Below are 10,379 nucleotides of genomic sequence, written 5' to 3'. Positions count from 1 at the left end.
ATCCGCTCCGTTAGGAGCTGCGTGTTTGTAGCGCGGGGTGATAACCCGGGCGGGGTGATAACCCCGGGTGGGGTGTAACCCCGGGTAGGGTGCAACCCCGGGCGGGGTGTAACCCCGGGTATAACCCGTGGAATGGAAACCCGGGGGCGATAATGCGGGATAGGGTACGTAGCACGTTTCACAAAATCAAATTACCCTACCGTCAATCTAAAATGTTGCCTCAACATTTTCTCCCCTTCCGCGGTAATCACTATCGCCCTGGACTGCCTGGTCCTGCGCAACCAATCGGCCGATAGCATCATATCCAGCAGGGCTGCGCCAACAGCCCCTGCCAGGTGATGGCGTCTTTCACTCCAATCAAGACATGGCCGTATAAAGGTGCGCCTTTGTTGCTTCAGTACATCTGTATTGATGCCCATTTTCCCGAACCATTTATTGCCTTTGGTAGTCAGGTCAAATGTTTCAGATAGCATTTCCTGGTGAATAAGACTATCCGTAATCGCCACACCTATTTTACCCGCAAGATGATCATAACAGGTCCTGCAATACTTAACCGCAGAATCCTGTTCAACGACAGGCGCGTTTCTCGCTGCCGGAATGAGATTCGCCAGTGCTTCAATGGCATAGGCTACATCTTTCCGCGAGAATTTATAATACCGGTGTCTTCCCTGGCTTTCCACACTTAAAAGATCTGCCTGTACCAGTTTATTGAGATGCATACTGATATTCTGTGGAGAGGTATCTGCCGCTATCGCAAGCTCTGTAGCGGTGAATGCCTTCCCATCCAGCAATGTCCATAAGATGGTGGCGCGGGTCGGATCGCCGATCAGGGCAGCAATTTGTTTAAAGGCTGTTTCCATATTTAAGCGTGGACTGAAGTATTTGTATGTAAAGCTAGTTAATCTTGCAGCATGACACATAAGATATTATTCCGTCAATCTGAAGTCTCCGACCCTTATACTGTGTACCGGCAGCGGCTGCAGGAAGCGCCAGTCTGTTTTGATGCAGATGCTAATGTGTGGGCGGTACATAGCTATAGTGACTGCAAAACGGTATTGCAACATCCCATGATGCAGATACCTGTTGTAAGCATGGAAGGCCTGAATGAAGCGGCATTGCTGTTATCCGGTAAGCTGGTCCGCCTGAGTAACCCGCCACAGCACACTATGCTTCGGGAAGTAACCATGCAACTTCACCAGGAAATACAACCTGTGCAAGTGGATGCAGTGCTGAAAGAACTGTTAACAGAGCCGGAGATGGATTGGGTAAAGGATGTTTGTCAGCGCTTACCTGCATTGCTCATCCTGAAAGGACTACGATTTCGACCATCAGACATAGCACTGATCACCGGTTGTATTCCCCGCCTCGTCAGTATGATGTTGCCGGTAAAAACACCCGTGCAGATAGCTACCATTAACGCGGTAGCGGCAGATATTTATGAAGTAGTGTCTGAGCATTTGCAACGGATGAACATCGTTGACAAAGAATATATTCCGGCAGCAGTCAGTAATCTCGTCGGACTGCTGATACAGAGTTACGATGCCGGCAGCGGTCTGCTGGCAAATGCGCTGCTACATTTTTTACGCGTTGATGAAAGGCCACTGGAAAAGCAATACCTGCGGACAGCTGTACAGGAAACCTTACGCTTTGATCCGCCAATCCACCATACCCGCAGGATAACTACCACAGACCTGAAATTAAAAGATCATACCATCCCCGCAGGGGCAACGATCATTGTAGTACTCGCAGCTGCAAACAGAGATGAACAACAGTTCGCTCATCCGGATCAATACGATCCTTGCCGCTCTAACAATAATACTCATCTGACTTTCGGAGCAGGCATCCATCAATGCGTAGCACACCGCTTTTCAACTGGCATGACAACTGAAGCACTAGCCTGGCTTTTTGAACACTATCCACTGGTACAGTTGAAAGAGCCCCTTGTTCATTATGCGCCCTTGTTAAATGCACGTATTCCCGACAATATGTTAATAACGCTTAAATAAAGACTTATTATGATAGCAGTAATTTTTGAAGTGATTCCCAGGGAAACAGAACGACAGGTATATTTGGATATTGCCGCTTCCCTTCGTCCCCTGCTGCAAGAGATAGACGGTTTTATCTCCATAGAGCGCTTTCAGAGCCTGACTGATCCCGGTAAGATATTATCCTTGTCTTTCTGGCGGGATGAAACAGCTATTCAGCAATGGCGCAATACAGAGATGCATCGTATGGCACAGTCGCAAGGACGTGATCATGTGTTTGAGAATTATCGCTTGCGTATTGCTGTCGTGAGCAGGGATTATGGCATGTTTGAAAGAGCAGAGGCGCCGGAAGACAGCCAGAAATTTCATGACAGATTATAGGTAAAAGTATATCTTGTGTATATCTATACCTAAATGAAATAATTATGTCTTTGAAAACTATTGTACTTGTAGGGGGAATCGCCGCTATCATTGCCGGTATTGGCGGTATGGTCTTCTGCTTACCATTTCTTTTTTCGGCCAGTATACCAGATCTCATTGGTGCAGGTCTTCCTTTTGTCGGTGGCGCCGTTCTTGCAGGCTCCGGCTTGATTGCTCTTGCGATTGCTTTGAGATCCGGGAAGGGAGAAAAGATCACTATTGAAAATTAGTTTTTTACCAGGCTTGTAGATTATTGTAACTTTCCCTCATGAAGATGCGTAAATATCTGCAGGAGGGAAAGTCTGAAAATTACCAGGATGCTGAAGACAAGCAACTGTTAAAAGCTGGCGAAGTAGCCGCGCTGTTATCTAAAAAATTCAATACTAAGATCAGTGCCAAAGAGATAGAACCTTTTGCGTCGGAATGGCATCATGCAGGGGTATTCAAAAGCGGAAATGGATTAAAAGGCCGTCGCGTTTACTTCTTCAGGGAAGCAGATATCAATAAAATCTCACTTGAAAAGATCCTGGAGAACAAGGCTAAAGTTACGCAAAAGGCGGCACCTGATCATCGTATGGTGCAGGGCTGGTTCCCGCAATATTTCCGGATGACAGATCCCGTAACCCGTAAAACATTTTCAAAACCTTTTGTAGGTATTTATAAAGGCCCGGCATCGAAAGCGCCCAAAGGATTTCAGGCGCTTTCGGATGAGGCTTTTGCTACCGCTGAACAACAGCGGGGCAGAGCACTGAAGCCGGGAGAGCAACTGTAACTTATTCTTTGATGATCCTTAACGTTTCACTCTTACCTTCTCTTTCTACTCTGATAAAATACACAGCTTTCACCAGTCTGCTGCAATCAACCGTCAACTGATGTTGTCCTGCAGGATAGCGTTGGTTGGTCACTGTATTCACAAGCGCGCCACTGGCATCAAATAACCTGACAGCTACCCTTGTTTCCTGCTTATTATAAAAGCTGATAGTAGAGGTGTTCACTACCGGGTTAGGATAAACACGCGCTGCTTCACTCACCACTGTGTAGGTATCTTCTCCTTTATACGCTGCCGCACTAAGCGCACCGGCATTGCATGCACCTGCCGACGGACTGTTACCAGTTACTTCCAGCCAGTCTATAATGGCAAATTCAGTCGAAGATGTAGTCTCAATCCGCACGGTATAGGTGCCAGCGGCAAGTGTTGCCGTTACCGCAGCTGTGGTAGTCCATGCCGTCCAGGCGCTGGTTTTCGGGAAGGATACACTTGATACCGCTGTGCTGCCATTTACCAGCAAACGTGCAGTAGTAGAAACGTTGGAACCACCATTGGCATATCTCCATACAAAGGAATATGTTCCTGCCGATGGCACGGTAATACTATAATTCACGCCTTTCGCGGTAGCGTTAGACAGGTTGATGTAATAGCCACCATCTGCGCCGCTGTAGCTGTTCTGGCGACTACCATCCGCACTGCAATAACCGCCAGTAGCGCTAGCTGCATCGTCTATGCGGAGTGTATTACCTCCACCTCCGCCATTGTTGGCAGTAAAGCTGGCAGTGACTGAGAGATTGGAATTAACAGTAACAGTCGTAGTCGTGGATGTACCACTGGCTGCACCACTCCATCCTGAGAAGGTATAACCACTGGCAGGAGTAGCTGTCAGTGTAACTACAGTACCTGCGGTATAGGATGACGCATTTGGATTCGCTGTCACAGTACCTCCTGCCGCAGGTGAAGCAGTAAGACTGAGTGTATAAGTACCCGGGTTGCTGGTACTGCCAGATTCACGCGCGCCTATGTCGGGAGCGGAACCCGTGTACGTAATACCAGGAGCCGTTACGCCGGTATTGATCAGATCACTACCGCTTGCCAGTGCCAGGAAGTTACCCAGGTTAGGACTACCGTCTGAGTTCTTACCAACACTGGGAGTTGTAGAAATAAAGTCAGCACTGCTCACTACCAGGCTGCCACTATTGGTGCTCACATTGTTCTTCCACCATACATTGCTGGAACCCGCTTCTGTACCGATGGATTTGTCGCTGGAACCGGCATTAAACGACAGGTTATTCCTGTAGGTAGCAGTACTGCCATCCCTGAAGTTGAAATTGGATTCTGCATTGTTGTAACTGGTGTTGTTAGACACTTCCATGGCGCCAGGATTGTTGTTGTCAGTAATACCATGATGGCCATTATTGAAAGCCACGCAGCGACGTATAATGTGATTCACTGCAATACCTGACCCACCCAGTTTAAAGCCGTTCTTGTCGCCATTACCGGAAGTACTGCCGCTGCTGAGTGTACCATTACCGTATGATACGCAGTTTTCCAGCGTTACAGGGCCTATAGGGCCTGTCTCAGTTTTGGCATAGAGGTCCCATCCATCATCAATGTTGTTGTGAGAAATACAGCCTCTGAATACATTACCTGTGCCACAGGTTAATTTAGCGGCAAATCCGTCAGCATCTTCATTATCCGGATCCTGGTTGTCAAATGCTTCACAGTTCAGGATAAGGTTGTTGGAAGGCCAGGAGCTGATAGTTGTGTTGGAGGTAACATAACGACTCAACTGCAGACCGCTGTCATGGTTCTTGCTGAAAATACATTTTTCGATGATGTTGTTATTGCCTGCCAGCAACATGCCATTATCACCAGCACCTGTGATAGTAATGCCAGTAAAATGCCAGTAGTCGCCATCCAGCACTACTCCACGGTTAGCGTCTGCAACCGCTTGTCCGGAGAAGTCAAGCACTGGCACTTCGCTGCCATATGCTGTAACATTCTTGTTGGCGGATGATGTACCATTGTTGGTGGCAGCAATGATCACCGATGCAGAAAAACTGTAAGTGCCTCCTCTCAGATAAATAGTGCCGCCTGCAGGAATGGTAGCCAGTGCATTGGCAAATGTTGTGGGAGCATTGATATTTGTTCCAGGGTTAGATGCTGAGCCGCCGGGAGCGACATACAGCGTGGTTTGAGCATAAGACATACCTCCTCCCAGAAGGCATGAAAGTGCCAGTAGTATTAGTGTTTTCATAACGGGGTTTTATTTGTTACTGAAATTACAGGATTTGATACGTGAGCGATCAGAAGACAGCGTAAATATTTACGCAAACGTTCCCACTCTAAAGTGGCTGCCACTCCGTATCCTCCGGTTCAAAACACTTACGAAGCAGAAAAATCCATTGAAGTAGGTGATTCTGTGCTCATTACCGGCAACTTCGACGGAGACAATACAGCTGACTCAGGATGTCTGGTTGTAGTAAATAAGCATATACAGCAATTTAATCCTGAAGATTATGAGCATGGAGAGGATAATCACCAGGATAGCGTTACTTATGAGTATAAATTTTGTTTCCGGGAAGGGATCGGGGCACTATCTGATCTGAGTGGCGCAGCTGTAACGCTTGTCAATGAGGGAGATATTAACCGCGATGGAAAAGATGAGATCTCTGTTATCCGCCAATACTTGCTTACAGGAATGGTGATATTTAACAGTTATACCTATCAGAATGGCAAATGGGAGGAAATTACAGCCTTTGAATTTGGTGGCTACTATGGAGCTCTGGACCAGATTGAAGCTGAAGGAAAGATTGTTTTAAAAGATAGTACTCCTTACTTTTATGAACATGATGACTCTCCCGGAGAGAAGTTGGAGCTGCCGCACGCTCAGCACTAAATCATTGAGAACTATAGTAATTGTTTGAGAAAGCGTAAATAAATTAATACTTTAGTATCAAGAATTTACGTGAGATGCAAAAGTCCCTTTATGCCTTATGTCTCTTTTTGTTACCGGCCTGCCATTCCACTTTAGAGGCTCCCAGCACAAAAGCCATCGGCATGAATAACACAGCTGAACCAGCTATTGACACTGGTATCATGATACTTTCGTCTCCACCGGAAGATATCCAGATCATTCCCGACACTGTCCGTATAGAAGGGCACTTCGATGCAGATACCAGCCGGGACATCGGGTATGGCGTGTTTTTCGGTAGGATCGATAGTGAAAAGCCAACTGAAGAAGGCGTTGAAGTAACAAGCGAAACACAATATATTGTCCGGTTCAGGGATAACAAGATAAAACCAATGCCCGTAGTAACAGGCAGACATATCAGGCTGGTGAATGAAGGCGATCTGGATGGGGATGGAGATGATGATATTTCGATCTTTGTACAATCTATGCATGCCTGTATGTATACAGCCAGCACATGGTCTTATATAGCAGGCAGATGGACGAGGATCACAGATTACTGGACTATTCCCACCGCCTGCGATTATCTCAGTGATGAAGATCTTGAAAACAGAATTGTAATGGAAGATGGCGTGCTTTACTATTATGAAACCGACATCACTGATAAAGATCTTCCATTAGTAAAAAAAGAATTAACGTTATTAATAAAATAACGTCTTAACGGTTCCTTCCTTTTTCGTTTGGATATAATTGTTGAACTGGATCACTCTGCCAGAACTTTTTAGTCTTAATATCCATTGCCGTCAGTTTGCCATAGAAGGCTGCCCCCGTATCTACATTCCACACATTACAACCGTTCATAGGAACATCTACATCATAATTGATAGTAGGAGTATGACCAATAAAGATCTCATTAAAGACTAACAATCTTTTAGGAAATAACTTGGAGTCTTTCTTGATACGCTTATCCATCGTAATAGCCATTTCCCACAAGGTTCTGTCCCAGTGATAACTGGTGTCATATCTTTCCATCGCAGGGCCATGCATGGAGGTAAATCCTGCATGTATGAACAATCTGTTTTCCTCATCAACAACATAATCTTTCATCCGGTTAAAGAAGATGATATGACTATTTTTCTGCGACTGACTAAACCCTTCATAGCTGGCTACTGTTTCACGGCCTCCATTGAACTGCCAGGTCTGGTCAGGAAATCCTCCCATCAGCCATGCTTCGCACCAGGCATCATGATTCCCTTTGATAAATGTGCAATGGTATTGTTTTTCCAGTTGCATGAGGTAGTCAATGACCTGTGCAGATTGCGACCAGCCATCAACATAGTCACCCAAAAAGATGAGCTGATCATCCGCTTTCAGTTTAATCCTGTCAAGCACCTGTTCCAACGCTCTCAATGCGCCATGTATATCCCCAATTACAAACGTCCGCGCCATTTACCTGTATATTTTGGCCTGCAAGTTAATAATCAACTGGTCAATTGCACCTCTTTGGGCCAAAACATTTAGCCAGTCAGCTGGAATCGTCTCCCAACCATAGAGTAGTCCTGCCAATCCACCGGTCACTGCCGCTGTTGTGTCTGTGTCATTTCCCAGATTTACAGCCTGTAGTACAGCTTCGCTGTAAGAGCTGGTATTAAGCAAACACCAGATTGATGCTTCCAGCGTACGTAGTACATATCCTGTACCATGAATTTCTTCTATGGGTAATTGCGGCAACTCTCCTGACAGGATCTTGCTGAAATAGGGCGTTTCCTTATTCTGCAGAAAATCTGTCAATGTGAAACAGATTGTTTCATATGCTTCTTTTTTGGATTGCCCGTTCAGAATAGCCAGTGCCAGCTCCAGGTAAATAAAGCAGGCATTGACAGACCGCAGATGCGCATGCGTAAGAGACGAAACTTCCTGTACATGTTTGAAGCGTTCTTCTATAGTCATATCTTTTATATAGAAGAGTAATGGCAGGATGCGCATCAGCGATCCATTGCCATTGCTGCCTTCTGTAGTGCCTCCGGCAAGGACAGGAGCGGTGCCCATTTGCAAACGTGTAATAGCTCCCGCTGTGGCGATACCCATGTCAAATACATCACCATGGGGTGTCCAGTAACCGTAATTTTTCCAGTTAACAAAACGGTTCGCCAGATCTTGCAGATCGTATCCGTTGCACAACATCTCTGCAAGACAAAAGGTAAGAGCACTATCATCAGACCAGGTACCCGCTGGCTGATGATGTGTACCATATTCTCTCATTCCCGTGACAGGCTCCCGGAGTAGCAAACTTCTGGAGCGGAATTCTACCGGCACTCCCAATGCATCACCTGTAGCTACGCCTAATAAAGCGTCTTTAATAAAGTTTCTGTTGGACATAGGGCTCATTTTAGAAATTGATATACTTCGCCGGTACATGATCCGTCAGCCAGACGCCGTTGTCCGATAGGTAAAACAGAAAACCATCCTGATGCATTGCCCCGGTGTTGATATTGAGGATCACCGGAATGCCCCGGCGACTACCGACTTTCATAGCAGTTTCCCTGTCACGGCTAAGGTGCAGGTGTTGACGGCTCATCCTTTGTAGTCCTTCTTTACGAATGCTGTCCAGGAACTTTGCTACTGTTCCATGATAAAGATATTCCGGTGGTTCCTGCGGATCCAGGCCCAGGGAGATATTCACAGAATGGCCCTGGCTGGCGCGTATTTTATTATAATCGTCACTGAAAGCGAAACGTTGTTTATCGTTAGTCTCTACCACTTCTTCCAGTTCATCGAAAGAAATACGATGCCCACTGGTATTCATTTTAGCGATCAGTTCATCTACGTCAGTCCAGCCGTTTTCGTCAAGTGTGATGCCGATAACTTCCGGCTGATGTCTTAGTATCAGGCTCAGAAATTTGCTGACACTTTTCTTTTGTTGTTCGTTCATTTTATTATTGTTTTAATTGGTCCCTGACTTCCATCAGGGCATATCCCAGGAGATTACTTCCCCGCCAGAGGAGTGGATTCTCCGCATGTTCATGATTGGCGCCCATACCTATCCCCCAGATGCGGTCCAGCGGACTTGCTTCTACGATGATCGTATCGCCGGTATTGATCAGGAATTCTTTCATTTTTGGGTACTGAGAGAATTTCAGCAGATTACCGTTCACTACGATGTTGAATTTTTTTGCATCCCAGGTAGCGGGATCAAAATGTTGTACAAGCCTGCCCAGCTTTTTGGCATCTGCCGGTGTCGGGGCCTTGAGGATTTTTTCTTCTGCGGCAGCATCGTTGAACAACCTTGCCTTTTCACTCATCATCCAATGTTCTGCTGTAGGGTAAACATGTTGTTCATCTTTAAAAGCAGCTGGCCACCACTGACTGAAACAGCTTTTAGTGACGTTGCCGGGTTCTCCTTTATGTCCCCAGAAGAAAGTGTAGGTTAACTTTTCCTTGGCCTTATATCGTTTGATCAGCCATTCATTATTGTATTTCATAGTTCAGACATTTATCTGGAAGCCGTTCTTCTTTAACTTCTTATTGAATTTATATAAATCAGGATGCCTGTTCTGCGACCCTTCTCTTTTCTTCCCGGTGTTAATAATATATTCCGAGTCAAGGATCTTCCTCCTGAAATTGCGGCGGTCAATCGTCGTATCCAGTATACACTCATATAGCTCATGCAACTCCGGCATAGTGAACAGATCATCCAGCAACTCAAATCCCACCGGGAAATAAGTGATCTTGGAGCGCAGGCGCTGGAGTGCCTGCTGGAAGATGATATCATGATCAAACCCCAGTGCAGGTAACTCGTTAATATTAAACCAGCTGACATCATTCGCCATACTACCCGCAGCAACCGCTACTTTGGAAGGGTTGACAAGTGCATAGTGTGCCACTGATATCGCCCGGCCACGAGGATCGCGGTCTGGTTCATCAAAAGAGTATAATTGCTCCAGGTAGACGTCATCCATTCCCAGTTTGGTTTTCAGCACCCTTGAACAGGCATCCTTGAAGCGTTCTTCCATTTGCAGGAAGGCGCCGGGAAGCACCCAGCGGTCTTTAAAGGGCTCTTCCTTTCTGTTCAGAAGTAAAACGGACAGCTGCTGCTTACTGTAACCAAATACAACCAAATCCACTGCAAGGGAGGGGTTCTGATAACTGTGAAAGGGTTTCATTTACTATTTGTGTTAATTCGACGCAAAGATAGTAAATATTCCAATATCAATTTCATAACTGCTGTGATGTAGCAGCAGACTATTATATCTTCGTGTCATCAATGAAGGAAAGACGGCCTTTTATCATC

The 10,379-nt window shown here is 46.0% G+C and carries 13 protein-coding genes; 6 read left to right on the top strand and 7 right to left on the bottom strand.

Annotated elements, in window-relative coordinates:
* Positions 1-191 precede the first annotated feature (191 nt).
* The gene (locus BLR32_RS02750; RefSeq protein ID WP_089828708.1) at positions 192-860 is read right to left on the bottom strand and encodes an ArsR/SmtB family transcription factor; all 669 of its coding nucleotides are present in this window, start codon (positions 858-860) and stop codon (positions 192-194) included.
* Between the two features lie 51 nt (positions 861-911).
* Here BLR32_RS02750 and BLR32_RS02745 point away from each other — a divergent pair, with 51 nt between their 5' ends.
* From BLR32_RS02745 to BLR32_RS02730, 4 genes are read left to right on the top strand one after another with little or no spacing between them, the layout of a single operon-like run.
* On the top strand, positions 912-2,006 hold the full coding sequence (locus BLR32_RS02745; protein ID WP_089828707.1) for a cytochrome P450: 1,095 nt from the start codon (positions 912-914) through the stop codon (positions 2,004-2,006).
* Between the two features lie 9 nt (positions 2,007-2,015).
* Positions 2,016-2,366, top strand: coding sequence for an antibiotic biosynthesis monooxygenase family protein (locus tag BLR32_RS02740; protein WP_089828706.1), 351 nt, complete (start codon positions 2,016-2,018; stop codon positions 2,364-2,366).
* Positions 2,367-2,410: 44 nt separating this feature from the next.
* Positions 2,411-2,635, top strand: coding sequence for a hypothetical protein (locus tag BLR32_RS02735; protein WP_089828705.1), 225 nt, complete (start codon positions 2,411-2,413; stop codon positions 2,633-2,635).
* 38 nt (positions 2,636-2,673) lie between these two features.
* Positions 2,674-3,177 (top strand): hypothetical protein, encoded by a 504-nt coding sequence (locus tag BLR32_RS02730; RefSeq protein WP_089828704.1) that lies wholly within the window; start codon positions 2,674-2,676, stop codon positions 3,175-3,177.
* 1 nt (position 3,178) lies between these two features.
* Here BLR32_RS02730 and BLR32_RS02725 read toward each other — a convergent pair whose 3' ends face one another.
* A complete protein-coding gene (locus tag BLR32_RS02725; RefSeq protein ID WP_089828703.1) occupies positions 3,179-5,434 on the bottom strand; it encodes an InlB B-repeat-containing protein in 2,256 nt (751 codons plus the stop codon).
* A 93-nt stretch (positions 5,435-5,527) separates the two neighbouring features.
* On the opposite strand from BLR32_RS02725, the gene BLR32_RS02720 reads away from it, so the two are divergent.
* Together BLR32_RS02720 and BLR32_RS02715 are read left to right on the top strand one after the other, a co-directional pair.
* The gene (locus BLR32_RS02720; RefSeq protein WP_089828702.1) at positions 5,528-6,076 is read left to right on the top strand and encodes a hypothetical protein; all 549 of its coding nucleotides are present in this window, start codon (positions 5,528-5,530) and stop codon (positions 6,074-6,076) included.
* 161 nt (positions 6,077-6,237) lie between these two features.
* Positions 6,238-6,801 (top strand): hypothetical protein, encoded by a 564-nt coding sequence (locus tag BLR32_RS02715; protein ID WP_143011341.1) that lies wholly within the window; start codon positions 6,238-6,240, stop codon positions 6,799-6,801.
* A 4-nt stretch (positions 6,802-6,805) separates the two neighbouring features.
* On the opposite strand, the gene BLR32_RS02710 is transcribed toward BLR32_RS02715, so the two are convergent.
* From BLR32_RS02710 to BLR32_RS02690, 5 genes are read right to left on the bottom strand one after another with little or no spacing between them, the layout of a single operon-like run.
* Positions 6,806-7,537, bottom strand: a complete 732-nt coding sequence (locus BLR32_RS02710; protein WP_089828700.1) for a metallophosphoesterase family protein — start codon at positions 7,535-7,537, stop codon at positions 6,806-6,808.
* Positions 7,538-8,467, bottom strand: a complete 930-nt coding sequence (locus BLR32_RS02705; RefSeq protein WP_089829889.1) for an ADP-ribosylglycohydrolase family protein — start codon at positions 8,465-8,467, stop codon at positions 7,538-7,540.
* Between the two features lie 10 nt (positions 8,468-8,477).
* Positions 8,478-9,020 (bottom strand): RNA 2'-phosphotransferase, encoded by a 543-nt coding sequence (locus BLR32_RS02700; RefSeq protein ID WP_089828699.1) that lies wholly within the window; start codon positions 9,018-9,020, stop codon positions 8,478-8,480.
* 4 nt (positions 9,021-9,024) lie between these two features.
* Complete coding sequence (locus tag BLR32_RS02695) at positions 9,025-9,570, bottom strand: NADAR family protein (RefSeq protein ID WP_089828698.1); 546 nt, start codon at positions 9,568-9,570, stop codon at positions 9,025-9,027.
* A gap of 3 nt (positions 9,571-9,573) precedes the next feature.
* On the bottom strand, positions 9,574-10,251 hold the full coding sequence (locus BLR32_RS02690) for an NUDIX hydrolase (RefSeq protein WP_089828697.1): 678 nt from the start codon (positions 10,249-10,251) through the stop codon (positions 9,574-9,576).
* Positions 10,252-10,379 lie beyond the last annotated feature (128 nt).

Origin of the sequence: Chitinophaga filiformis (assembly GCF_900102545.1) — a bacterium.
GTDB classification, from domain to species: domain Bacteria; phylum Bacteroidota; class Bacteroidia; order Chitinophagales; family Chitinophagaceae; genus Chitinophaga; species Chitinophaga filiformis.
Note: the sequence above shows the minus strand (reverse complement) of the source record. Positions and strands in the feature narration are given on the sequence as shown.

What these genes read in the sequence shown, in the direction of transcription:
- BLR32_RS02750 (WP_089828708.1), bottom strand. Translation starts at nt 860, where the DNA reads ATGGAAACAGCCTTTAAACAAATTGCTGCCCTGATCGGCGATCCGACC.
- BLR32_RS02745 (WP_089828707.1), top strand. Translation starts at nt 912, where the DNA reads ATGACACATAAGATATTATTCCGTCAATCTGAAGTCTCCGACCCTTAT.
- BLR32_RS02740 (WP_089828706.1), top strand. Translation starts at nt 2,016, where the DNA reads ATGATAGCAGTAATTTTTGAAGTGATTCCCAGGGAAACAGAACGACAG.
- BLR32_RS02735 (WP_089828705.1), top strand. Translation starts at nt 2,411, where the DNA reads ATGTCTTTGAAAACTATTGTACTTGTAGGGGGAATCGCCGCTATCATT.
- BLR32_RS02730 (WP_089828704.1), top strand. Translation starts at nt 2,674, where the DNA reads ATGAAGATGCGTAAATATCTGCAGGAGGGAAAGTCTGAAAATTACCAG.
- BLR32_RS02725 (WP_089828703.1), bottom strand. Translation starts at nt 5,434, where the DNA reads ATGAAAACACTAATACTACTGGCACTTTCATGCCTTCTGGGAGGAGGT.
- BLR32_RS02715 (WP_143011341.1), top strand. Translation starts at nt 6,238, where the DNA reads ATGAATAACACAGCTGAACCAGCTATTGACACTGGTATCATGATACTT.
- BLR32_RS02710 (WP_089828700.1), bottom strand. Translation starts at nt 7,537, where the DNA reads ATGGCGCGGACGTTTGTAATTGGGGATATACATGGCGCATTGAGAGCG.
- BLR32_RS02705 (WP_089829889.1), bottom strand. Translation starts at nt 8,467, where the DNA reads ATGTCCAACAGAAACTTTATTAAAGACGCTTTATTAGGCGTAGCTACA.
- BLR32_RS02700 (WP_089828699.1), bottom strand. Translation starts at nt 9,020, where the DNA reads ATGAACGAACAACAAAAGAAAAGTGTCAGCAAATTTCTGAGCCTGATA.
- BLR32_RS02695 (WP_089828698.1), bottom strand. Translation starts at nt 9,570, where the DNA reads ATGAAATACAATAATGAATGGCTGATCAAACGATATAAGGCCAAGGAA.
- BLR32_RS02690 (WP_089828697.1), bottom strand. Translation starts at nt 10,251, where the DNA reads ATGAAACCCTTTCACAGTTATCAGAACCCCTCCCTTGCAGTGGATTTG.